23 protein-coding genes are annotated in these 22,864 nt (G+C 41.2%); 9 read left to right on the top strand and 14 right to left on the bottom strand.

The window, feature by feature from the left end; all coding sequences use genetic code 11:
* The first annotated feature begins 3 nt into the window (after positions 1–3).
* Positions 4–2,019 carry a transglutaminase-like domain-containing protein gene (locus tag AL038_RS15840; protein WP_062154456.1) on the top strand — a complete coding sequence of 672 codons (2,016 nt, stop codon included), beginning with the start codon at positions 4–6 and terminating at the stop codon, positions 2,017–2,019.
* Between the two features lie 93 nt (positions 2,020–2,112).
* Here AL038_RS15840 and hemJ read toward each other — a convergent pair whose 3' ends face one another.
* The 4 genes from hemJ to AL038_RS15820 form a co-directional block, all read right to left on the bottom strand.
* Positions 2,113–2,553, bottom strand: coding sequence for a protoporphyrinogen oxidase HemJ (gene hemJ, locus AL038_RS15835; protein ID WP_062154454.1), 441 nt, complete (start codon positions 2,551–2,553; stop codon positions 2,113–2,115).
* Positions 2,554–2,605: 52 nt separating this feature from the next.
* Positions 2,606–3,631 carry a hypothetical protein gene (locus tag AL038_RS15830; protein WP_062154451.1) on the bottom strand — a complete coding sequence of 342 codons (1,026 nt, stop codon included), beginning with the start codon at positions 3,629–3,631 and terminating at the stop codon, positions 2,606–2,608.
* Positions 3,632–3,707: 76 nt separating this feature from the next.
* Positions 3,708–4,298: an LON peptidase substrate-binding domain-containing protein gene (locus tag AL038_RS15825; protein WP_062154449.1), complete on the bottom strand. Its 591-nt coding sequence runs from the start codon at positions 4,296–4,298 to the stop codon at positions 3,708–3,710.
* A gap of 110 nt (positions 4,299–4,408) precedes the next feature.
* Complete coding sequence (locus tag AL038_RS15820; RefSeq protein ID WP_062154447.1) at positions 4,409–5,038, bottom strand: UbiX family flavin prenyltransferase; 630 nt, start codon at positions 5,036–5,038, stop codon at positions 4,409–4,411.
* Positions 5,039–5,157: 119 nt separating this feature from the next.
* Between AL038_RS15820 and AL038_RS15815 the strand changes: the two genes are divergently transcribed.
* Both AL038_RS15815 and aroE read left to right on the top strand, forming a co-directional pair.
* On the top strand, positions 5,158–5,949 hold the full coding sequence (locus AL038_RS15815) for a hypothetical protein (protein WP_062154445.1): 792 nt from the start codon (positions 5,158–5,160) through the stop codon (positions 5,947–5,949).
* Positions 5,950–6,114: 165 nt separating this feature from the next.
* Positions 6,115–7,074 carry a shikimate dehydrogenase gene (aroE, locus tag AL038_RS15810; protein WP_062154442.1) on the top strand — a complete coding sequence of 320 codons (960 nt, stop codon included), beginning with the start codon at positions 6,115–6,117 and terminating at the stop codon, positions 7,072–7,074.
* Between the two features lie 128 nt (positions 7,075–7,202).
* Here aroE and AL038_RS15805 read toward each other — a convergent pair whose 3' ends face one another.
* Positions 7,203–8,228, bottom strand: coding sequence for a FecCD family ABC transporter permease (locus tag AL038_RS15805; protein WP_062154440.1), 1,026 nt, complete (start codon positions 8,226–8,228; stop codon positions 7,203–7,205).
* Positions 8,229–8,384: 156 nt separating this feature from the next.
* On the opposite strand from AL038_RS15805, the gene AL038_RS15800 reads away from it, so the two are divergent.
* Positions 8,385–8,819: a PilZ domain-containing protein gene (locus tag AL038_RS15800; RefSeq protein ID WP_062154438.1), complete on the top strand. Its 435-nt coding sequence runs from the start codon at positions 8,385–8,387 to the stop codon at positions 8,817–8,819.
* Positions 8,820–8,839: 20 nt separating this feature from the next.
* Positions 8,840–9,754, top strand: coding sequence for a prenyltransferase (locus AL038_RS15795; RefSeq protein ID WP_062154436.1), 915 nt, complete (start codon positions 8,840–8,842; stop codon positions 9,752–9,754).
* 31 nt (positions 9,755–9,785) lie between these two features.
* On the opposite strand, the gene AL038_RS15790 is transcribed toward AL038_RS15795, so the two are convergent.
* Positions 9,786–10,169, bottom strand: a complete 384-nt coding sequence (locus AL038_RS15790) for a zinc-ribbon domain containing protein (RefSeq protein WP_062154435.1) — start codon at positions 10,167–10,169, stop codon at positions 9,786–9,788.
* A gap of 134 nt (positions 10,170–10,303) precedes the next feature.
* On the opposite strand from AL038_RS15790, the gene AL038_RS15785 reads away from it, so the two are divergent.
* Positions 10,304–11,074, top strand: coding sequence for a ParA family protein (locus AL038_RS15785; protein ID WP_062154433.1), 771 nt, complete (start codon positions 10,304–10,306; stop codon positions 11,072–11,074).
* Here AL038_RS15785 and AL038_RS15780 read toward each other — a convergent pair.
* On the bottom strand, positions 11,060–12,100 hold the full coding sequence (locus AL038_RS15780) for an MraY family glycosyltransferase (RefSeq protein WP_062154431.1): 1,041 nt from the start codon (positions 12,098–12,100) through the stop codon (positions 11,060–11,062). The two genes, AL038_RS15785 and AL038_RS15780, sit on opposite strands and share 15 nt — an antisense overlap.
* A gap of 120 nt (positions 12,101–12,220) precedes the next feature.
* Positions 12,221–13,849, bottom strand: a complete 1,629-nt coding sequence (locus tag AL038_RS15775) for a vWA domain-containing protein (RefSeq protein ID WP_062154429.1) — start codon at positions 13,847–13,849, stop codon at positions 12,221–12,223.
* A 210-nt stretch (positions 13,850–14,059) separates the two neighbouring features.
* Here AL038_RS15775 and AL038_RS15770 point away from each other — a divergent pair, with 210 nt between their 5' ends.
* Together AL038_RS15770 and AL038_RS15765 are read left to right on the top strand one after the other, a co-directional pair.
* Positions 14,060–14,590, top strand: coding sequence for a hypothetical protein (locus AL038_RS15770; protein WP_062154427.1), 531 nt, complete (start codon positions 14,060–14,062; stop codon positions 14,588–14,590).
* Between the two features lie 152 nt (positions 14,591–14,742).
* A complete protein-coding gene (locus AL038_RS15765) occupies positions 14,743–15,699 on the top strand; it encodes an AAA family ATPase (RefSeq protein WP_062154426.1) in 957 nt (318 codons plus the stop codon).
* On the opposite strand, the gene AL038_RS15760 is transcribed toward AL038_RS15765, so the two are convergent.
* Positions 15,696–17,138, bottom strand: a complete 1,443-nt coding sequence (locus AL038_RS15760) for a sensor domain-containing diguanylate cyclase (RefSeq protein WP_062154425.1) — start codon at positions 17,136–17,138, stop codon at positions 15,696–15,698. The two genes, AL038_RS15765 and AL038_RS15760, sit on opposite strands and share 4 nt — an antisense overlap.
* Positions 17,139–17,349: 211 nt before the next feature.
* Here AL038_RS15760 and AL038_RS15755 point away from each other — a divergent pair, with 211 nt between their 5' ends.
* On the top strand, positions 17,350–18,360 hold the full coding sequence (locus tag AL038_RS15755) for an NAD(P)H-quinone oxidoreductase (protein ID WP_201800100.1): 1,011 nt from the start codon (positions 17,350–17,352) through the stop codon (positions 18,358–18,360).
* A gap of 22 nt (positions 18,361–18,382) precedes the next feature.
* Here the strand turns inward: AL038_RS15755 and fdx are convergent, their stop codons facing one another.
* From fdx to iscA, 5 genes are all read right to left on the bottom strand, one after another.
* Positions 18,383–18,721 (bottom strand): ISC system 2Fe-2S type ferredoxin, encoded by a 339-nt coding sequence (gene fdx / locus AL038_RS15750; protein WP_062154424.1) that lies wholly within the window; start codon positions 18,719–18,721, stop codon positions 18,383–18,385.
* Positions 18,721–20,604, bottom strand: coding sequence for a Fe-S protein assembly chaperone HscA (gene hscA / locus AL038_RS15745; protein ID WP_062154423.1), 1,884 nt, complete (start codon positions 20,602–20,604; stop codon positions 18,721–18,723). The genes fdx and hscA overlap by 1 nt, the downstream gene beginning before the upstream one ends.
* 65 nt (positions 20,605–20,669) lie before the next feature.
* Positions 20,670–21,596 (bottom strand): PD-(D/E)XK nuclease family transposase, encoded by a 927-nt coding sequence (locus AL038_RS15740; protein WP_062154422.1) that lies wholly within the window; start codon positions 21,594–21,596, stop codon positions 20,670–20,672.
* Positions 21,597–21,630: 34 nt separating this feature from the next.
* On the bottom strand, positions 21,631–22,152 hold the full coding sequence (gene hscB / locus AL038_RS15735) for a co-chaperone HscB (RefSeq protein ID WP_062154420.1): 522 nt from the start codon (positions 22,150–22,152) through the stop codon (positions 21,631–21,633).
* A gap of 3 nt (positions 22,153–22,155) precedes the next feature.
* Positions 22,156–22,476, bottom strand: a complete 321-nt coding sequence (gene iscA, locus AL038_RS15730; RefSeq protein ID WP_101539159.1) for an iron-sulfur cluster assembly protein IscA — start codon at positions 22,474–22,476, stop codon at positions 22,156–22,158.
* Positions 22,477–22,864: the final 388 nt, after the last annotated feature.

Here is a 22,864-nt window from a genome sequence, read left to right as displayed (position 1 = left end):
ATAATGCAAAAATCTCCTCCCCCATTTTTATTAGGCATGAGCTTATTGTTTTGGGGTTGGCAAAGCCATTTATTGCTATTGGCCATTCCTATGGCATTGATTATAGAAGGTGTACGCTGGGTAAACTGGCGATGGGATTTATCTGACAAAGAATTTAATCGCTTATCCGATTTAACCTCGTTTTTATGGATAGGGTTAGCCATTTATCTGTTTAGCCGAGAGTCTATACATGGTTTATTTACTTTATTAAATTGGTTACCACCGCTGTTTTTCCTACTCCTTGGTGCGCAACGGTATAGCTCTGTCGGTTCAATACGGGTGAGCAGTTTATTTGTTTCTATGCGGCGTGTAGATGATAAAAAACCGCCCGCAGAAGTCTTGCGTTTTAATTTATGCTACCCCTACATTATGCTGTGTTTATTAGCGGCAAGTACCGAGCGGAGCAGTGGTTTTTTTATAGGGATGTTTTGCCTTATCAGTTGGGGCTTGTGGTATGTCCGCCCCACTCATTACGCAACCAAAAAATGGGTTGTGTTGCTTATTATGATTGGAACGCTCGGTTTTTTAGGACAATTGGGCTTATATCAGTTACAACAAGAAATTGAAAAGCTAGTCATTCAATGGTTTGAATACGATTTATTAGCAGACCGCGACCCTTATCGGCAAACAACGGCAATAGGAGATATTCAAGAGCTTAAACAATCAGAACGCATTCTATTGCGCGTGGATGCAAGCTACCCGCTGTTATTACGTGAAGCGAGCTATAACCTTTATATAGGTTCAACATGGCGCGCGCAATCTTTATCATTTAATAAACTAGAAAATGTCCCACAAGTGAAAAACACATGGACTTTTTTAGAAGATAAAACCCTACCAAAAACCCAAGAAACCATTAAGATAGCGGGCTATACCAGATATGGTAAAGGCATACTTTCATTACCAATCGGCACTTTTCAAGTTGAACAGTTACCCGCTTTAAACGTCGAATATAACCGTTATGGTGCGGTACGTGTTAGTGAAGTACCTGAATGGGTTGATTATATTACCCACTACACAACAACCTCCACCGTTTTAGATTCGCCCCCCACAGACAGTGATTTATCTATTCCCGCAACCGAAATAGATGTCCTCAAAAAATTAGCACGCGACTTAGGGCTAAAAAAACAATCACCAGAACAAGCCATTGCAACCGTCACGCGCTTTTTTACAAATAAATTCACTTATACGCTAAAACGTGATAAAACAAAGCGTTTAAATGAAACTGCATTGGCTGATTTTTTACTCACTCAACGACAAGGACATTGCGAATATTTTGCAACCGCAACCACTTTGTTACTCCGTGCAGCAGGCATACCCACACGTTATGCGGCGGGTTTTGCGGTAGAAGAATATAATGAATTTGAAAATCGTTATGTTGTTCGGCAACGTCATGCACATGCGTGGACATTGGTTTATCTTAATGGCGCGTGGCAAGATTTAGATACAACGCCCGCCGATTGGACAGTGTTAGAAACGGCGCAAATGCCGTGGTGGCAAACCGTCAATGATTTAGGGTCATGGCTATGGTTTCAATTTTCTGCATGGCGGTGGCAAGAAACCACAACCAGCGAACATTGGTTTGGATGGTTATTACTGCCGCTTTTTATTATGCTAATTTGGCGATTAACCACTAAAAATCGCGTTAAGCATCAGGCAGCATCCACGCCTGCAAAAACCACAGAAACTAAAGTGGATAAAGGGGCAGACTCGGCGTTTTATCAGGTAATAACGTATTTACAGCAACAAGGATATGAACGGCAAACAGGAGAAACGCCCCGCAATTGGTTTAAACGCCTGCAACATCCCGCGCTACAAACAGCAGAGATGGACGCATTATTATTGCTACATGAGCGGTATCGTTTTGACCCTAATACCATTACATATTCAGAGAAACAGCAATTAGAAAAAGCAGTCAGCCAGTGGTTACAAGCCTGTCTGAATGCGGATTTATTGAAGATTCAGACACGCCTAGATGCCTAAAAGTAGTACGGATACTGTTGCTTAAAGCAGCGGTATCCGTTGTTTATCTTCCTTGTTTTTTGGAAAGTGCTGAGCGTGTGCTGAACTAAACCGCTAAAAAGGCTTAACAATCACAAGGATGGTGACAGCAACTAAAACAAGGACAGGAAATTCATTAAACCAACGATAAAAGACATGGCTATGATAATTTCTATCATATTTAAAATCTTGTAGAAATTTCCAACAGTAAACATGGTAAAGAACGAGAATTAAGACAAAAAACAGCTTCGCGTGTAGCCAACCTGTTTGAGGCGCGCGGTTTAGTAAAGCAGCAAACCAACCATAACCAAAAAATAGCCACAATCCCAGTATTAGCGTGATAATCGCACCGGGTGTCATGATGCCATAAAATAATTTGCGCTCCATGATTTTAAACCGTGCATTACTAACTTCATCTTGACTCATCGCGTGATAAACAAACAAACGCGGTAAGTAAAACAATCCCGCAAACCATGTCACCATAAAAATGACGTGAAAGGATTTAATCCAGAGCATAGTAGTGTGTTTATTCGTAATTAGTGATAAATACAAGCAAGAAATAAATGCGTTAGGGTTTAGCAATGTCCATCGTACATTTTAGTTGTTTAAAACGGAGCTGCTTTTCACCCATCACTAACAGTATATCCCCTGCCTGCCATAACAAGGTAGTATTGAGTTCCTTCATCACTTTATTCTGTACGAATAAAGCTAACATATTTATTTCCATCGTCTGTGCTTGTTGCACACCTTTTAAACGATAATACTGATCGCTTGCCGTTGTATAAGTCCCTTCCACCACATCGCCAAAAAATTCAAGCACTAAATAATGGTTTCCTTGACTAAAGCACATTTTAGGTTTTGACAGGACAACATTCAGGTTTAAATCCTCGTCAAAAATCTCTATCCATTCCTGCCGTGTTGGGTAACTGTTTTGACTGAGTTGTAATAAATAACGTCCCGGCTTTAACAAGATACCCTGTTGAAAAGTCATTTTTTGGTTTAATAAGGCAATACTCGCTGTATTTGGTTGGGGATTGATGTGTAAGGCATAACGTACAGGCGGTTCGGGTTCTTCTATGGCAAGGGGTTGGCTATCCAGTCGGATTTTTAAATGCGCATCACTGTCTTGAATAGTAAACCATTGACGTTGTTCAGGATAGCCTTTTTTATAAGCGTGCAATTCATAGCGGTCAGGGGATAACCACAAGCCTTGTTGATAATTTATCACTTGCTTGTTTGAATTGGTTAATTGCACTTGTGCATTAGCAGGGGTTATATCTAATTGTAAGGTATATTTTTTTTCTGGACGGGTTAGCGCGATAAGATTAACCGTTATGGTTGTTGCCTGCGATTTTAAGAAAATCCATTCCCGATGTGGTTTATACCCATGACGGGTAACCAAAATTTCATAACGCCCTGCTATTAAAGCAATGCCTTGTTGAAATTTAGGGCGAATATTACGAATAGTAATCTCTGCATCCGCAGGGTCGGTTTTTATATAGAGTTTGTAATATTCACCAGCAATGGCATAGCGTGTAAATAACTGAAAGATAATTAAAGAAATTATGATTACATAGGACAATTTGCGGGGCATTGTTAAGACTCCATTCACACCATCGGGTCATACTTACTCCCAGCTCCGCAAAAGCTATGCCAGCTTAAAAAATTGCTTAAGAACGGACGTTTAGCGTTTTTAAGACATGTTCTATCGTTTCCAACCGTTGTAATGGGTCATTCAGTTCTAATAAATACTGTTTTTGCGCATGTGCCATAGGCAATAATTCGGCTAACCGCTGTCCGACCCAATTGGCACTGTCATAATAAGTAAGCATTTGATTATAAGGTCGTCCAACTTGTTCAATAAATTGCGCCAATAATGCGGCTAAATACGCTTGTGCTTCAGGTAGTCCAATGGCAGGTTCATCCGCTAAAAGCTCAACAACTGCCTCAATACGCTGATTTAATAAAACTTCATGCGATAACAAGCGAAAACGTTGCCCCCCTTGCACATCAATCCCTAACAATCCATCAGAACGTTGGTCCCAATCGATAATGGTTGCCAGCGTTCCAACTTCATGCGTTGTTGCTGCTTCACCTACTTCATTACCCTCTCTAATCAAACAGATACCAAAATCACCCCCAGTGCGTAAACAATGGCTAACCATGTCTAAATAACGGGCTTCAAAAATACGGAGTGGTAAAACCCCCCCTGGAAATAAAACCGTGTGCAGGGGAAATAGGGGAATTTTTAACGTACTCATGACCTTGTTATAACCTCTTAAGCTGTCAGATTTATGCCAAATAGTCCTAAAACGGATAGTTTAACAATGGTTTTCATCATTACAGTGACATTTCACCTTATCAACAGTGACTATTCATCAAAATAAGTTGTTTCCCCCCAACGGGCAGACAATTGATGTTCAATATCCAAATGATCTAAAATGCGGGCAACAATAAAATCAACTAATTCATTTATCTGGGTTGGTGAATGATAAAAACCGGGATTCGCTGGCAAAATTAAAGCCCCAGCCCGTGCTAAACGCAACATATTTTCAAGCTGAATAATCGATAACGGGGTTTCTCGGTGAACAAGAATTAACTTACGTTGTTCTTTTAACATGACATCTGCCGCCCGCTCAATCAAATTACGGCTTAATCCGCTGGCGATACCTGCTAACGTGCCATTGGTACAAGGACAAATAACCATTGCCCGCGCCAAAGCACTGCCACTGGCAACAGGTGCTGTCCATTGTTGTTCACCAAATACCTGAATTTGTCCTGCTTGGGCGTGATAACGTTCACTTAAAACACGCGCTATATCATTTGCACGGCGGGGCAAAGATAAATTAATCTCCATTTTTAAAACAATATGAGCAGGTGGTGATAAGAGTAAATACACCGTTTGCCCTGTTTGCACTAATATTTCTAATAAACGCAAGCCATACAACGCGCCCGACGCGCCTGTCATTGCTAACGTAATTGCTTTTTTAGGATAACTCATGAATATACGTGTATAAGGTAAGAATCGGTTAAAATGCAAATGTGCGAATGTAAGCGTAGCAAACAACGCTTCATAAAAGGACTAAAAACAACTATTTTTCCCCGCGTTATGGAGTCATTATGACAGTGCAAAAAACAGCAGACTATGGCACGCCCACTCATTTTTTTCTGGTAATGTTGGTATTTGCTTATAGTAGTTATCATATCGAATCACTCATGGGACTATGGCCCGTCATTTTTATTACCATCTGGGCATTAATCACCCTATTGACGGTAGTCAGTCTGAAAAAACAAGCCTTACCTTATGACCACCCAAAAGTATTATTTTTCTTCCTGATTAGCTTTACCATTGTGGGTGCATTTATCGGCAGTATTCTCAATGCAGAATCGTTTATCCTGCTGTTAATATGGTATTTTATTACGCTGATTACTCTCAACTGGTTACAAAAAAATCCTAAAGCAGATAAGCGTTTATATTATCTAATCAGTATCCAATTTATTGCATTGGGTCTTGGCATTTCAAATTTTCTCCACTATAGCAATCTTGATTTACAAACGATATGCGCGCCTGTCATGACAGCTATGCACGCACAACATCATAGCGATACTTCGCACGAAGCGATGATGAGTAAGCATGAAGACAAGCAACCAGCTCTTTCCGCCGAGACGACTAAAATGGAAACAGCAAGTCAGGAAAGTGCGCACAACACCACAGAGACGGAACATGTCGCCGTGCATGAGGCAACACCAACCGCTGAACATGCCAAACATGAAGCCAGCGCATCTAATGAACCTGTGTATGATAAGGTTAAAGCCACACAAGCATGGTTGACCGCATTTCAATACATTATTTTATTTATCTCTTTCCTCATCAGTTGGCGTGCATTCCGTTTAGCCCGTTGTACAGCGTAATAGCCTATTTGGTAGTGCTAACACCATTAGGATGAGCGTAAAAATACCCCCGTTTAACGGGGGATTTATATTGTTTTATCAATGGTCTCACAATAAATCTTTACTGCCCTAGCACTACCGCTTAATCACGCTCGCACTTACCCTCAATTTATAACAAAGGTTGTTATGCACGATATATCCCTAGACCATTATCTTGTGGTTGGCAATCCAATTGCGCACAGTAAATCCCCTCTTATTCACACTGAATTTGCCAAACAAACCCAACAAGCAATCCATTATGAAGCCTTGCTAATTGATACCAGCAGTGGTGCATTTGCTACCGCTGTTAATGCGTTTCGTGCTAATGGTGGTAAAGGTTTAAATGTTACAGTTCCCTTTAAACAAGCAGCATGGGAATTTGTACAACATCGTAGTGAACGTGCAAAACGGGCAGGTGCCGTAAATACCATTGGTTTTAATCAACAGGGTGAAAGTTGGGGCGATAATACAGATGGCGTTGGTCTAGTCCGCGATTTAACCCAAAATCAGGGTAAATCCTTAACAGGACAACGTATTTTACTATTAGGTGCGGGCGGGGCGGTGCGTGGTGTCTTAGAGCCAATTTTAGCCGAAAAACCCGCAAGTTGTGTTATTGCAAATCGTACCCTAGAAAAAGCACAAGTCCTTGTTAGCTTATTTGCAGAAATAGAACCGCTTAGTGCCTGTACTTATGACGCATTAGCAGGGCAACAGTTTGATATTATTATCAACGGTACATCTGCCAGTTTGCAAGGCGAATTACCCCCATTACCTGACAATATTATCCCTGCTAAACGCGGCTGGTGTTATGACATGATGTATGCAGCAACCCGCACACCGTTTGTACAATGGGCATTAGAACACGGGGCAATTTGTGCGCGTGATGGGTTAGGCATGTTAGTGGAACAGGCCGCTGAGTCTTTTTACTTATGGCGTGGTGTGCGTCCAAAGACAGAACCTGTTATAGAACACTTACGATATTTACTACAACAATCCGTTATCACCGCCCCGCAACCATTACCACCAGAATATGCGGGCAGTGAGAACCGCCCAGAACCAACCCGTTTTGGTGATTGGGAAAAATCAGGACGTTGTATTGATTTTTAAAAATGTGCTGAATCCGACTTTCCAGCATTAAAAGATTTAGACAATTTAGGCAAATGACGATTTTTAATTCTGCTAACACTAACTAATTCTGAAAAATCAATAACTTCTGATTCAGCCTTATCCCTATTTTATGCCATCTGCCGTTTATGGTGTAACAATAGCCATAAGAAAAAAGGCGCGCCCAATATTGCTGTTAAAATCCCTAATTGAATTTCTTGAGGACGGTGTATTGTTCGCGCCAACAAGTCCGCACTGATTAAAAACACCGCACCCGTTAGCGCGCTAGCAGGTAATAATTGCTGATGTTTTGCACCAATCAATAAGCGCACAATATGGGGTACAACCAAACCAATAAAACCTATCATGCCACTGACTGCAACGGCTGTGCCTGTCAACAATGCTGCACTGGTTAATAAAATGCGTTTTACCTGCTCCACTTCTACCCCCAACGCATAAGCGGTTTCTTGTCCCATGAGTAAAATATCCAATTCTCGGCGATAAAACATCGCAATACTTAAACCTATGATAAAAGACGGTAAAGCCAGCCAAACATGAATCCATAAACGACTATCTAAACTCCCCATCATCCAAAAAATAATCGTGCGTGCAACCTCATATTCCACCCATGCAAAACTGATGAGCAAAGACATCATCGCCCCAATTAATGTATTACAAGCAACACCTGCTAATAACAGCGTTGTGAGTGGTGTGCGCCCATGATAGCTAGCAAGTGCATAAACGCTGAATAAGGTAACAAACGCCCCGATAAATGCGAAAAAAGGTAGAAAAAATAGTGATTGCGTCGTTAATCCTAAAGAAATAGCGGTGACTGCACCCAATGCCCCGCCTGAACTTACCCCAATAATATCAGGTGAAGCCAAGGGATTTTGGAATAACCCCTGCATTTGTACACCTGCAACAGCTAAGGCTGCTCCCACTAATCCCGCAACTAAAACACGTGGTAACCGAATCTGCCAAATAATAACTTGTTGTGTATCAGATATATCTTGTAATAAAACGGGAAAGTACAACTTTGCTAGTAAAATGCGAATAACAGTCTCAATGGGAATATTAATACTCCCAACAGCAATGCTTAAACCCATTACGCCAAAGAGAATAAGACTAATACTTGTAAAATATAACGGTGGTTTCATAAAAATCGTGTATGGTTTTGTTCCACAATAGGCTAATACCCGTCTATACAGACAAACAATAGATGATAAGCTCTTAATTAAATGTATGCCCCGTTTTATCAGAACATATCGTTTTTATTATCCCTTTTCATTGAAAAAACGGTTAGGAGTGTTTCAATGACTGAACATAACAAAGTACATGCACGAAAATTTATTCGTCATCCTACAGATATACCTATTGAAGTTTGGAACGAAAATGCACCCATAAAATGTGAGCAAGAACCCTTATCCAATGTGAGTTTGGGCGGGTTGGCTTTTAAAGCAAAACATTTTTTTCCTATGGGAACAACTTTGCGGGTGAGAGTGCCACATGTCATCCCGCCTTTTGAAACGGTTGGGCGTGTCGTATGGTGTCGAGAACAACCAAAATATTACGATGTGGGTGTGGAATTTATTTGCCAAGAAGATGCGTTTCAAACACGAATGGTAGAACAAGTGTGCCAAATAGAACGTTATCGTAACATGCTAGAAAAACAAGGCAGACATTTAAGCACCCAAGATGCCGCAATGGAATGGATAGAATTATACGGCTCTAGCTTTCCTCTGCCATAACCGTTTGGACTAAATCAACAATGCTCGAACCCAATATAGATGTATATCACGGCACAACATGGACAAATCGACTCTTAACATGGTTTGTCGCCACTCGCCCTGCTTTTTTTACCGCATCGCTTGCACCTGTCTGTATTGGTCTAGCCATTGCGTGGCAACAACAAGCTTTCAACTTTTCACTCGCGCTATTTACCCTACTCGCCATCATTTGTATTCATGCGGGTGCAAATGTATTAAACGACTACTGCGACGCACATAACGGCACAGACGCATGTAATCAACAACGCATTTTCCCTTTTTCGGGGGGAAGCCGTTTTATCCAAAATGCCGTTTTAAGTGCCGAAGAAACCAAATGGCTAGGCATAGCTCTGCTGACAGCAGGGGCAATACTTGGATTACACATGGTTTTTCTCACAAGTCCCATCTTGCTACTATTTGGTTTCGTTGGCGCGTTACTTGCCGTTTTCTATTCTGCTCCGCCCTGTTTAGCCTGTCGTGGCTTAGGCGATATCGTCATTACCCTGTGTTTTGGACTTTTACCTGTTGCGGGTACTGTTTGGATTCAGCTAGGGACTATCCCACAAGCCGCATGGTGGTTAGGTGGAATTATTGGTATTTTTGCCGCGAGCATCCTGTGGATAAATTCCATTCCCGATATTAATGCCGATAAAACCAGTGGTAAATTAACCCTTCCTGCTCGTTTAGGCGCGCAACGCGCACGTTACGGCTTACCTATCCTTTTCACGCTAGGATTTCTCGGCATTCTCAGTGCGCCCATCCCTGTTTACTGCCATTTAGCCCTACTTGCCGTTATACCTGCCAGTTTAGCTTGCCTAAAACTCTGGCAATACCAACTTATTCCAGCTATTCCCCTAACCTTAATCACCCATACTACCGTTGGGATTTTATTAATACTGGGTTGCTTACTTTCATAAAGATAATCATGAAATTAATAGAATGAACTGCTTAACAGTTTTGCTTTTTGATATTACTTGATTTTTCATCCATGTGTTCTCGCTGTAAGCGTTTCTGTTCACGGATTTTGTGACGACAAGCAGAACAACGTACTGCACGAGAATTGATATTACCCTTTGCAATTTCATACCACCAACGCTGTTGTTTAGCTGTCCATACTTCAACAACGCCACAGTCACGACAAGTAAAAGGACGGTCAAGATAATAAGTGGGTAATATCCCATAAGTATGGTTATGTGCTAGTGCTTGTGGATTAGCGAGGATTGCACCCTTTGGTAAAGGCACGGGTATAGCAATAAGTTTTTTTTGCTGTTTTTTAGCCTGTTTTAAACGGTTAGCTTTAATTTCTAAACGGCGTTGCTTATTGCTTTTCATAATATTATTTACCTATAAAATTGACCGTCTTGTTTTGCAGGTAATCTAAAGCGATGAGGCGAAGAACATGCAATGCTTAATAAGGTAAGTTATGCTATAGCAACAATAAAAAATCAATGATGGAGAACAGCAACATGTTGCGAGTTATTTTTAATCAAAAAGGCGGGGTTGGAAAATCTACCATTACGTGTAATCTAGCCGCTATCAGTGCTACTAAAGGTTATAGAACCTTAGTTATTGATTTAGATGCACAAGCGAATTCTAGTTACTACTTATTGGGTAAACAACTGACTGAAGAGACACAAGGTATCACAACCTTTTTTGAACAATTATTAACTTTTACTTTTCAAGAAAAAAAGATTACCGCGTTTATTCATCCTACGCCGTATGAAAATTTGAGCGTGTTGCCCGCCAATGCAAACCTTAGCTATTTAGAAAGCAAATTAGAATCACGCCACAAAATTTATAAACTGCGTGACGCATTAAAAACCTTGCTACAAGAGTATGACCAGATTTTTATAGACACCCCGCCCGCACTGAATTTTTATACACAATCAGCATTAATCGCTGCTGACCGCTGTTTAATTCCTTTTGATTGTGATGACTTTTCCCGTCGTGCCTTGTATTCACTAAGCGATAATGTGCGCGAAATTCAACAAGACCATAATGACCGTTTACGAATTGAAGGGATTATTGTCAACCAATTTCAACCACGCGCCAAATTACCGACCCAATTAGTTGATGAATTAATCAGTGAAGGACAGCCCGTATTAAATACGCGCTTGATTAGCTCGGTTAAAGTGCGCGAATCTCATCAAGCGGCAATGCCTCTGATACATTTCGCCCACGACCATAAAATTACAGAAGCATTTAAACAATTATTTGCCGAGTTAGAAACCCGTTAATTTCTTTAGTGCCGCCTGTTTTTCTAATAAAAAAACCAAATACATTAGGAAGATATAAATAACACACCACGCAATAATTAATATCCATTGTGTGGTAGGCGGAAAATAGAGTGCAATTAACGCAGATATGCTACACGCACTCATCAAACCATACTCTGTCAATACCGTGCGTTTATGCCCCCAGCCTAATTGTACTAGCTTTTGATAATAATGACTTTTATGTGCTTGCCATATCTTTTCCCCCCGAAATAAGCGTTTAAATAAAGTGACGGTGGCATCAACAATAAAAGGGGAGAAAATTAACACCGCAATCCATAACGGAAAAATTCCATAACGTTGCCCCCACAAACTTAAGGCAGCGACAAGAAACCCAAGTGTAGATGAACCTGTATCACCCATAAAAATCTTTGCAGGCGGAAAATTGAATACTAAAAAACCCGCTATTGCACTGATTAATAATAAATTAACCAGCATAAAAACCATATCACCCTTTAAACCGCCCAAAATGGCAAACGCTCCAAAGCCAACAATCGCCATTCCGCCCGCAAAACCATCCATCCCATCCATAAAGTTATATAAATTAATCATCCACACAACAAAAAATAACGACACAACAACTTGCAAACTTTTAGGCAGTAACCATGCAACATTGGGTAATAATAAATGGGTTAACCAATAACCGCCTTGAGATAGCAATAAAATGGTTGCAATAATATGGATAATAAGGCGTTTTAAAGCAGATAATTCATAACAATCATCTAAAAAAGAGATAAAGGCAATTAATAACGCGCCAAAATAAATCCATAATAAATCCGTTGAAATTTCTGTATAAAAAAAATAAGTAATGAACATTGCAACAGCAAACCCTGATAAAAAAGCGACTCCGCCAGTGATAGGAGTTGGACGTGTATGTAATGAGCGTTGATTAGGGACATTGACTACATATAAAAAAGTGTCAGGATGCGTAAACTGTCGGGTTAAGACCAATGCAACAAAAAAAGCGAGTAGCATTAAAACCAATACCATCGTGCATATCTCCTAATGCATATATTGATAATTTATTGTATTTTATCAGCTAGATAATATGGATAAACCCTTTAGAAAAGGCGAGTCAATTCGCCCCTCCTATTCAGCTTTATTATTTATTTATTCCTTTTCCAAACTGCGGGTACTCAGTGATTTTGCCAGTTTTACCAGATTAATAAATTCATTCCGATAGCCAAACTCATCAAGCCCTTTTGCTGCTTGGGCAAGTGCAAGCACATCATCATAGCCAAAATGTTCTGTGTATTTTCCACCGCGCAAGAGCTGTCCAAATGCGACAACAGCACTCGCAAAGCGGAAATTTTCGCTGGTATTGCTCACGTTTTTATTTAACAACGTAGAAGAAATGGGAAATTCGAGCAACTCACTTTTCTCGGCATTTGGCATTTTATAGCGCAGGCGTAAAAAAGCGATTTCTGCATTACTCATAGCACCTTGTGATTTAGTTTCGTTATAGCGCAAACTTTCTAAACGTTCCCCACCGCTGCCTTGCAAGGTCACTTCATATAAAGCAGTCACACGATGCCCCGCACCAATTTCGCCCGCGTCCACTTTATCATTACTAAAATCTTCACGCGCTAATACCCGATTTTCATAACCAATTAGGCGATATTCCGCAACTTGTGCGGGATTAAATTCAATCTGAATTTTGACATCTTTAGCAATGATTTGTAGCGTTGAAGACACTTCATCAACAAGCACTTTGCGCGCCTCATTCAGGGTGTCGATATACGCATAATGTCCATTACCTGCATCTGCAAGTTGTTCCATCAGTTGGTCATTATAATTACCCGTGCCAAATCCGAGTGTTGTTAATGCAATACCACTTTTGCGTTTTTCACTCACTAAACTTTTCAAGGCTTCAAAATCGGTTGTGCCTACGTTAAAGTCCCCATCTGTTGCCAATAAAATACGATTAATACCATTAGGAATATAGGCTTGTTGCGCCATTGCATACGCGAGTTGTATCCCCTCGCCACCATTCGTTGAACCACCTGCAACTAAACGCTGTAGTGCTGCGTTAATGGTTGCCGTTTCGTTGCCTGCGGTTGGTTCTAGCACCACGCCCGACGCGCCCGCATAAACAACAATAGATACACGGTCTTTTGCTGTGAGGGATTCAGCAAGTAATTGCAACGCGGATTTTAATAGTCCTAATTTATCAGGGCTGTTCATAGAACCTGATACGTCGATTAAAAAGACTAAATTTGCGGGCGGTAATTGGGCGCGCGGAACATCGTAACCTTGTATTCCAATTAATAAAATATGCGTTTTCGGATTCCATGCAGCAGGTGCAAATTCGGTGGTCACTTTAAACGGCGGTGTAGTAGAAACAGGATAAGGATAGTTGTAGGTGAAATAATTCAGCATTTCTTCTACACGTACCGCATCAGGATTGGGTAAACTGCCCTGATTGAGAAAACGGCGAATATTGCTATAACTCCCTGTATCAACATCAATACTAAAAGTTGAAACGGGTTGTTCTTTAGCGGATTTAATCGGATTATCGCTCACATGTGCATATTTTTCGCGGTCTTCAAGTGGGGGACGATAATCTGCTGGAATACTAGCAGGCTGTGGCTGTCCACGATTAAAACTCTCCGTTACGCTTACGCTACCTACTTTGGGTGCAGTTTCAATGTGAGATATTTCATTGTTACTCGAGGTACTTTGATTACACGCTGTCAATAATAAAGAACCTAATAAGACAAAAAATAGATTTTTAATCATATTTCCCCCGCTTGTTTTGCATTAATAACATTAAGTTTATAACCGTTAAAATAATAGGTTATTTCTATAGTAGCTGCTATCGATATAGTTGATTAGTTCTAGTACACTCATCATGCTATCTTTTAGCACGTAATGCGTCATAGCACATATTTTTATACCAAAATCTATGATATAGCTGTACCACTTTCCGTAAAATAGAGGAGAAATCTGATGCAATTAAAACTATTAATTAGCTCCTTATTATTAGCGATTTCCACCGTCGCTATGGCGGCAAAACCGATTACAGAAGAAGAAGTATTAGCCGCACAAAAAACGTGGGGAGAGGCAATTGTTGCTATCGGTAAGGCTTATGTAGCAAAAGAAGACTATAAAGCCGTTGCCACAAAAACCGTAGAAACCCTCTATGGTTATCATGAAGGCGAGGTTTTATTCAAACCAACAAAAGCGTCACAACAACAATTTCGATTGACCAAAGAAGAAGCCATTTCTTATTTTATCTCAGGTGTAATTCCTGAAGATCATGGTTTTGCAATCCAACCGTGGACAAATGTTCGTTTTGAAAATAAAGACATTATTATCGATTCGGATTCTGCCATTGCAATGGGAAATTATTATTTCACCGACGCAAAAACGGATAAAGAAGCCAAAGTAGAATTTACTTTTGGTTATAAACGTGGCGTGGATGATAACCTGCTCATCAATTTACACCATTCTTCATTCCCTTATACCCCAACATATTGAGTTTATCCGTTGAAGTAATCTAAATGATAGGTGTTGCATTGTGTACACCTATCAAATACTTTCCATTCTGAAAATCCTGATTCAGACCGTTTTTAGGCAAAAAAATACTAGTTGTCCTCATAAGTTGATATATTCTAAGGAGTAAATAAACAATGGACGTGAGCGTATTTAACACCCTGCGTCAAAGTTTGGAACAACAGATTATCGGACAACATCACTTAGTGAATAGTATGTTGATTGCCTTACTCAGTGATGGACACATTTTAGTAGAAGGGATGCCGGGTTTAGCAAAAACAACGGCTGTCAAAAGTTTAGCAACCGCAATTGAAGGTGAGTTTCATCGCATTCAATTTACCCCCGATTTATTACCAGCGGATTTAGTCGGTACGGATATTTATCAGCAAGAAACAGGGGAATTTACCTTTCGCCCGGGGCCTTTGTTTCACAACGTTTTATTAGCCGATGAAATCAATCGCGCCCCGCCAAAAGTTCAATCCGCATTATTAGAAGCAATGGCAGAACGCCAAATTACTGTAGGACAAACAACCTATCGTTTACCCAATTTATTCATGGTATTAGCCACACAAAATCCTGTGGAACATGAAGGAACTTATACCTTACCAGAAGCGCAGTTAGACCGCTTTTTACTCTACGTTAAAGTAAGCTATCCCAGTCGTGCTGAAGAATTAGCCATTATTGAATTACACGAACAAAACGCACCAACAACACGCAGTACACCCGCTTATCATTTAAGCCAAGCGGATGTATTCGCCGCGCGTGATGCGGTTATGCAAGTGTATATAGACCCACGCTTAAAAGAATATATTGTGGACATTGTCCGCGCGAGTCGCGAACCTTTAGCGTATGACAAGGATTTACACCGTTGGCAACGTTTTGGCGCATCACCCCGTGCGAGCATTGCCCTAGTACATTGTGCGCGGGCTTGCGCATGGTTAGCGGGGGAAAAGTACGTAACACCTGCGCATATTCAAACCGTATTACCTGATATTTTACGCCATCGTTTACTGCTTTCATTTGAAGCAGAAGCGGATGCTATTTCTACGGATATGTTTATTGAACGCTTACTGCGAGTGGTTGGTGTACCCTAACTGTTTTCTAACTGAATCGCTCGGGTAAAAACTTGGTTTCTGCCCGCATTCTTGGCTAAATAAAGGGCTTCATCAGCGGTTTTAATCAAAAAGATGCTGGATTGTCCACGACTGGGGTAAATACCCGCAACGCCTACACTCAAGGTTACAATCGGTTGAACTGTCGATGCACGGTGTTCTAAACATAAGGCTTTAACGGCATCAGCAATATTTTGGGCGACCGTTTTCGCGCCATCCGTATGCGTATTAGGCAAAATAACGGCGAATTCTTCCCCACCATAACGTGCGACTAAATCCGCAGGACGTTTAACGGCTTGACTCATTGCCATTGCAACCTGTCGTAAACAATCATCGCCTGCTTGATGACCATAAGTGTCGTTATAGCGTTTAAAAAAATCCACATCACACAAGATTAAGGAAAGTGGCACATCTTCACGCACTGCGCGTCGCCATTCTTGGTCTAAATATTCATCAAACCGTCGTCGATTTGCCAATTGTGTTAAACCATCTAAACTAGCAAGCCGTTGTAACTCCTGATTTGCCTTAGCTAATTCTGCTTCTGCCCTCCGTCGCTCTTGGATTTCTTGCGCTAATAAAGCATTCATGCGCAATGCCGCATCTTTTGCCTCGCGTTCTTGTGCTAAACGAATGCGTTCTGCTTCAGCTTGTTTACGCTGGCTAATATCCTGAAAAACGGCGATGGCATACAATACTTCTTGTTTTTCGTTAAAAATAGGAGTTGCCCAAACTTCTAACGGTAATATACTGTTTTCTAGTTGAATTTCCAAATCATCAATATAAACTCGTTCCCCTTGCAATGCACGCAATAAAGGCTGATGTGTGAGGGGATAAGCTTGTTGTGTATTACTTTTATAACCTTGAAAAAAATCTGTTCCCAAAACAGCCTGTGAATTGTGATGAAAATTTAACGCGTTAGGATGGGAGGACAAACGAGGGGTTTTTAAATAACTTTTGTAGTCGAGAATTTGCTCTACAAGCGTATTAATATGTTTAAATTGACTATTTGCATCCGCCAACATAATATTACCTTCTAACAGTTGGCGTGCCATGGCGTTAGCGTAATAAGGTTTATCAACCGCATCAACAACAAAAACCCCCACAGGAACCGCTTCTAAAAACTGGGCTAATTTTCGCTCGCCTTCTTGTGCGGCGGTACTGGCTTTATGCTGTAGGGCGTTTGCAACCGCATCAGAATGCTCGGTTGTGGTTTCTAATAAGAGTTCTAAATCCTTTTTATCTTGTAAAACCATTTTTGCACGTTTGGCTAAAATGTCTTCAATATGGTCAGAATGGCAAACGATAGTATCTAACAAGAGTTCTAAATCATCTTTTTCTTGTCGTAAAGAATGCACTTCCGCACGTAAATGCGTAAGCTCTTTTAACAGATAAACAAGGTTTGGCAAGTGGTCTTGCAACACGTTTTTTTCGCAAAGCTGTAGAATAGGAAATAGACTAGTCAGTATCTTACACCAAAAAAAGAATAATCGGTTATGAGAAGTCTTTCGTCAGTAAACCGTAAAATGACGGGTTCAAACAATACGCATTATATTACTGCGTTATTACTTAGTTTTAATGACATACTAAATGGCGAATTCAGCGTTACCCACGAACACATCTTGCTAGGATTTTATGCCACTATCCCCCACACATTTAATGAACTATATCAAACTAAACCCAATAGACACGCCAGATGCGTTAGTTTTAGCACATGAGACGATTCCCGCTCCTAAAGCAGGCGAAGTTTTAATTAAAGTCGCTGCTGCTGGGGTCAATCGTCCTGATGTTTTACAACGTCAAGGGCTTTACCCGCCCCCTGCAGGCGCATCCACCGTTTTGGGGCTAGAAGTAGCAGGAACAATCGTTGCGGTGGGTGAAACTGTGGACGAAAATTTGTTAAATCAACCCGTTTGTGCATTAGTGAATGGGGGAGGCTATGCCGAATATTGCATTGCTGATGTTGAATTATGCCTGCCTATTCCACAAGGCTTAGACTTTATCAGTGCGGCAGCAATTCCTGAAACGTATTTTACGGTTTGGACAAATATTTTTGAACGCGCGAAATTACAGGCTGGCGAAACTTTTTTAGTACATGGTGGCACAAGTGGTATTGGAACAACCGCTATTCAATTAGCAAAAGCCTTCGGCGCAACGGTTATTGCTACGGCAGGTAATGAGGCGAAGTGTCAAGTATGCCGTGAGTTAGGCGCGCATCACGTGATTAATTATCACACCCATGATTTTGTTGAAGTTGTAAAAAAACTAACGGCTGGACAAGGGGTTAATGTCGTATTGGATATGGTTGGCGGGGATTATATCGCCCAGAATATTAAGGTGTTGGCTTTAGAAGGGCGTTTAGTACAAATTGCATTTTTAACAGGGAGTAAAGTAACCTTAGATTTTATGCCTATCATGTTAAAACGACTGACTTTAACAGGGTCAACATTACGCGCCCGTAGCGTAGCGCAAAAGGCACAAATCGCCCAAGCGTTATTACAAAATGTTTGGACATTACTCGAAAAAGGACAGGTAAAACCCGTTATTTACAAAACATTTCCCTTATCTCATGCCGCAGACGCACACCGTTTGATGGAAAGTAACCAACATATAGGGAAAATTGTCTTGGTTATGGAGGGCGCGTAAACTCGCCCTCACACAAAAAATATTAGTGATTTTCTCGTGCGTAATTTATTGTATATTTAGGGATTTCTACAACTAAATCATCCATTTTAATGGTCGCTTGACAACCTAAACGGGATTCTGATTCTAGTCCCCACGCTTTATCTAATAAATCTTCTTCCTCATCAGTCGCAGGTGTTAAGGAATCAAACCCCTCACGAATGATGATGTGGCAAGTGGTGCAAGCACAGGATTTGTCACAGGCATGTTCTAAGGCGACATGGTTATCTAATGCCGCATCTAAAACACTGGTCCCTGTGCTAACCTCAATGGTGATACCGTCGGGACATAATTCAGGATGCGGTAAAAAGGTTATTTTCGGCATTATTTATTTTCCTCCATAAATTCATTTATCTTGTGTCCTTGCATCGCGTGTTTAATTGCCTGATCCATCCGCCGTGCTGCAAATTCTTGTGTTAGATTGTCCAGTTTTTCTATTGCTTGTTTAATCACCATAGGCTCATTTCCTTGAGCAACGGTTAGCAATTCGTCTAATGCCACATTGATGGCGAGGAACTCTTGATGTTTCAATAAGGTCTGTCCATCCGCTTGTAAAGCGGCACGTAAGGCATTAATAACCCTATCGGCTTCAACTTGTTGTTCTCGCAAAGTGCGTTTTTTTGCATCTAAATCAGCATAAGAAATTGCTTCTTTTAACATCCGTTCAATATCCGCGTCTTGCAAGCCATAAGACGGTTTAACATTAATTTCACTCTTAATTTTTGTGGTTTGTTCTTGGGCAGAAACGCTGAGTAATCCATCAGCATCCACTTGAAAAGTTACCCGAATACGCGCAGCACCTGCAACCATTGGCGGAATACCACGCAATTCAAAACGAGCAAGTGAACGGCAATCACTGACTAAATCACGTTCTCCCTGTACAACATGCACCGCCATTGCCGTTTGTCCATCTTTAAAGGTGGTGAATTCTTGCGCACGGGCAACTGGTAGCGTGGTATTGCGTGGTATCACTTTTTCTACCAATCCGCCCATGGTTTCTAGCCCTAAGGAAAGTGGAATAACATCCAATAACAACATGTCATCATCAGGTTTATTACCCACTAAAATATCTGCTTGAATCGCCGCACCAATCGCGACAACTTTGTCGGGGTCTATATCAACATGCGGTTGACGTTGAAAAAAGTCAGCGACTTTTTCCCGAATACGGGGCATACGGGTAGAACCACCGACCATAACAACTTCATGAATATCTTCAATTGTAATCCCTGCATCACGCAGTGCGCGACGACAAGGGAGCAGGGTTTTTTGAATATAGGTATCGACTAGACTATGCAAGGTTTCACGGTTTAAAACGCCAGTCCATGGTTGCCCGTTGCTTAATGTCAGGTTTAACATGACACTATCTTGTATGGTTAGAGCTTCTTTCGCGGTTTTCGCGCTATCGAGTAAATAGCGGATGTGTCCTTGTGTGCTGTTATCGGCAATGCCTGCTTGCGTCATTATCCAACGCGCGATTTCGCGGTCTAAATCATCGCCGCCTAGAGCAGAATCGCCCGCCGTTGCCATTACTTCAAACACGCCTTTATGTAAACGCAGGATAGAAATATCAAATGTCCCGCCGCCCAAGTCGTAAATAGCATGGATGCCTTCGGCTTTTTTATCCAAACCATAGGCAACGGCTGCAGCGGTAGGCTCATTGAGTAAACGGAGTAACTGTAACCCTGCCAATGTTGCCGCGTCTTTAGTTGCTTGACGTTGTGCGTCATCAAAATAGGCAGGAACGGTAATAACCACACCGCTCAATTCCCCGCCTAATGTCGCTTCAGCCCGTTGTTTCAAACTGCGCAAAATATCCGCAGAAATTTGTACGGGACTTAGTTCACCTTTCACCGTGCGTAATAGTGGCATTCCTTGTTGGTCGATAAAATCATAAGGTAGTTGTGTTCCTAGCGTTTTGACTTCATGCAATCCGCGCCCCATTAGGCGTTTAACCGACGCAATGGTATTTAACGGGTCACTACTGGCAAAAGCTAAGGCCTCATAGCCAATGACTGTTTGCGTATCCGTTGCGTAGTGAACAACCGAAGGGAGTAAATGCCGTGCTTGTTGGTCGGGGAGTGTTTCGGCAATCCCACTGCGGACCGTCGCAATGAGTGAATTGGTTGTTCCCAAGTCAATTCCTGCGGCAAGTCGGTGTTGATGAGGCGCGGTAGATTGACCGGGTTCGCTGATTTGCAAGAGGGGCATGTGAAAATCCTTAAATGACTCGTTGTTAAAACAGTGTTACGCCATAACGAGGCGTTTTTCCTTGTTCAAGTAAATGTAATGCCTGTCAGTTGTTCAATGATTTCTGCTGACATGCCTTGCGCTTTTAGTTTTTGTGCAATTTCTAACTTACCCTTTTCAATGCCACGTTCTTCCCCTAGTTGTAAACCCTTTTCAATGCCACGTTCTTCCCCTAGTTGTAAACCTTTTTCAACGCCGCGCTCTTCTCCAAGTTGTAAACCCTTTTCAACGCCGCGCTCTTCTCCCATTTGCAAGCCTTTTTCCAATCCTGCAATAAATTCTTCCTCTTTTTCTTTCTTTGCGGCCTGTTCTTGTGCATATTCATCTTTCATGCGTGCGCGGTCTTGTGGGGTTAAACCGTCGATTTCTATTAATTTCATGACTTTTAAAATGGCAGGCTTTTGATATAGCGATTCGTCAACTTGTTCATCTAAGCTGTCTTGAATGAGCTTTAACCATTCTTGATAGGGTTCGGGAGTGCTTTGGGTTACGTGTTTGGGTGAGAGGTATAAGACACGGTGATGAATTTTATTTAATTTCTGTTTGGTAAGGTAATTAATCGGGTCAAAGTTGATTTCGGCAATCTCGCAATCTTCTCTTGTTCCTGACGTAGAGACAACGATAGTAAACACTTGTAACGCGGGTTTGTAATTTTTGGACGTTGCTACCTGTTCTAACATTGCCGCGCAGTGGTAGTGCAAGAAACGGTCATAATAGTCGTCATAACGGCGGTGTTGAATGTCGACAATCACCCGATTTTCTAGGTCTTCCGCGTATAGGTCAAAACGCGAGTCGACATTGCTGATGGGCGGGTCAAATTTCTTTTCCGTTTGAACTTTGTCAATTTTTAAGTCTATGTCGAGGAAATCTTTTGCGAAGGCTTTAAAAACGTCTATATCACAAAAGGCTTTTTTAAAAATAACGTCGTAGCGTAAAGAAGCGACTTGTTGCATGATTTTGTACTCGTCAGAAATAGCGGGTATAAGCTCACAGTAAGGTTTCTTCCAGTTGCAAAGTTTCTTCTTGCAAGCGGTTAAAAAACTGGAGTTGTCGCACGCTATTACGAGCGGCTTGCCAATCTTGTTGTGTAAACTGTTGGTTAAGTTTATCGATGAGGGTTTGGCTTTGTTTGTTTAGCGTTGTTAGGAATTGGCTTAAAGCTGCTAGCGGATTGATTTGATTTTTTATCTCGGCTAGGGTTTCACGCAGTTCCATTTGTGCCATTAAAAACGTCGCATCCATAAAGGTATCACTATCATTATTGAGAGAAACCCCTTGTAGTTCTAGCAGATAACGTGCGCGGTTGACGGGTTGCTTGAGCGTTTGAAAGGCTTCATTGATAAGCGTGGCTTTCTCCATTGCTAATCGCCGTTCTCGTTCGGGAGCATCAACAAATTTATCTGGATGTATCATTTTTTGTAAGTCACGATAGCAAGCGGCAAGTACTTCACTGTCTATCGTGAAACACACAGGTAATCCAAATAATTCAAAGTAATTGGGTGAGGTCATGGTTTATACGTTAAAACTTTCGCCACAACCGCATTCGTCTTTTATATTGGGGTTGTTGAATTTAAAGCCTTCATTTAAGCCCTCGCGCACGTAATCCAGCTCTGTGCCGTCGATGTAGGAAAGGCTTTTAGGGTCAACAATGACTTTTACCCCTTGCGACTCAAATATTTGGTCTTGCTCTTCAACTTGGTCAGCAAACTCCATAATGTATGCCATGCCAGAACAACCGCTGGTACGGACACCCAAGCGTAAACCCACGCCTTTACCGCGTTTATCAATGGATTTTTGAATGTGGGTGGCGGCTTTTGGGGTAAGACTAATCATAATGTACTCCTCAGTATGAAACAGATTGTATCGAATTTATGTTGCTATTGCGTAAGAACAAGGGGGAAGATTGAACTTTCTAGGATGATAGTTAGGTATAATTCCTTTATAAAATAAAAGGTTTATTGTATATCTACCATGTTATCTTCTATTTTCAGCAAGTTGACCAGTCGCCATTCTCGCTACATTGTTTGGACGTTTGTACAAAGGAACTGTGCATGATTAAACTCATCATAAAGTATTTAGGTTATACAAAAATACCTGTATTCGTAAACGGTGCAAATAGCTTTGTTTATAAAAATGTAAGCGGGTATTTATGATTCACAGCGTTGCCTCCCGATTTACATTTTAAATTTCGTTAGTTTATGATGACCCACTTTTTAGCCAT

The sequence above is a fragment of the Beggiatoa leptomitoformis genome (assembly GCF_001305575.3).
GTDB classification, from domain to species: domain Bacteria; phylum Pseudomonadota; class Gammaproteobacteria; order Beggiatoales; family Beggiatoaceae; genus Beggiatoa; species Beggiatoa leptomitoformis.
Note: the sequence above shows the minus strand (reverse complement) of the source record. Positions and strands in the feature narration are given on the sequence as shown.

Excerpts from the sequence above, each read along its gene's own strand:
- AL038_RS15795 (WP_062154436.1), top strand. The coding sequence starts at position 8,840 with ATGCTCGAACCCAATATAGATGTATATCACGGCACAACATGGACAAAT.
- hscB (WP_062154420.1), bottom strand. The coding sequence starts at position 22,152 with ATGACCTCACCCAATTACTTTGAATTATTTGGATTACCTGTGTGTTTC.
- AL038_RS15785 (WP_062154433.1), top strand. The coding sequence starts at position 10,304 with ATGTTGCGAGTTATTTTTAATCAAAAAGGCGGGGTTGGAAAATCTACC.
- AL038_RS15840 (WP_062154456.1), top strand. The coding sequence starts at position 4 with ATGCAAAAATCTCCTCCCCCATTTTTATTAGGCATGAGCTTATTGTTT.
- AL038_RS15740 (WP_062154422.1), bottom strand. The coding sequence starts at position 21,596 with ATGCAACAAGTCGCTTCTTTACGCTACGACGTTATTTTTAAAAAAGCC.
- hscA (WP_062154423.1), bottom strand. The coding sequence starts at position 20,604 with ATGCCCCTCTTGCAAATCAGCGAACCCGGTCAATCTACCGCGCCTCAT.
- hemJ (WP_062154454.1), bottom strand. The coding sequence starts at position 2,553 with ATGCTCTGGATTAAATCCTTTCACGTCATTTTTATGGTGACATGGTTT.
- AL038_RS15790 (WP_062154435.1), bottom strand. The coding sequence starts at position 10,169 with ATGAAAAGCAATAAGCAACGCCGTTTAGAAATTAAAGCTAACCGTTTA.
- AL038_RS15815 (WP_062154445.1), top strand. The coding sequence starts at position 5,158 with ATGACAGTGCAAAAAACAGCAGACTATGGCACGCCCACTCATTTTTTT.
- AL038_RS15825 (WP_062154449.1), bottom strand. The coding sequence starts at position 4,298 with ATGAGTACGTTAAAAATTCCCCTATTTCCCCTGCACACGGTTTTATTT.
- AL038_RS15780 (WP_062154431.1), bottom strand. The coding sequence starts at position 12,100 with ATGGTATTGGTTTTAATGCTACTCGCTTTTTTTGTTGCATTGGTCTTA.
- AL038_RS15775 (WP_062154429.1), bottom strand. The coding sequence starts at position 13,849 with ATGATTAAAAATCTATTTTTTGTCTTATTAGGTTCTTTATTATTGACA.
- AL038_RS15830 (WP_062154451.1), bottom strand. The coding sequence starts at position 3,631 with ATGCCCCGCAAATTGTCCTATGTAATCATAATTTCTTTAATTATCTTT.
- fdx (WP_062154424.1), bottom strand. The coding sequence starts at position 18,721 with ATGCCGAAAATAACCTTTTTACCGCATCCTGAATTATGTCCCGACGGT.
- AL038_RS15770 (WP_062154427.1), top strand. The coding sequence starts at position 14,060 with ATGCAATTAAAACTATTAATTAGCTCCTTATTATTAGCGATTTCCACC.
- AL038_RS15800 (WP_062154438.1), top strand. The coding sequence starts at position 8,385 with ATGACTGAACATAACAAAGTACATGCACGAAAATTTATTCGTCATCCT.
- AL038_RS15755 (WP_201800100.1), top strand. The coding sequence starts at position 17,350 with ATGCCACTATCCCCCACACATTTAATGAACTATATCAAACTAAACCCA.
- AL038_RS15820 (WP_062154447.1), bottom strand. The coding sequence starts at position 5,038 with ATGAGTTATCCTAAAAAAGCAATTACGTTAGCAATGACAGGCGCGTCG.
- iscA (WP_101539159.1), bottom strand. The coding sequence starts at position 22,476 with ATGATTAGTCTTACCCCAAAAGCCGCCACCCACATTCAAAAATCCATT.
- AL038_RS15765 (WP_062154426.1), top strand. The coding sequence starts at position 14,743 with ATGGACGTGAGCGTATTTAACACCCTGCGTCAAAGTTTGGAACAACAG.
- aroE (WP_062154442.1), top strand. The coding sequence starts at position 6,115 with ATGCACGATATATCCCTAGACCATTATCTTGTGGTTGGCAATCCAATT.
- AL038_RS15805 (WP_062154440.1), bottom strand. The coding sequence starts at position 8,228 with ATGAAACCACCGTTATATTTTACAAGTATTAGTCTTATTCTCTTTGGC.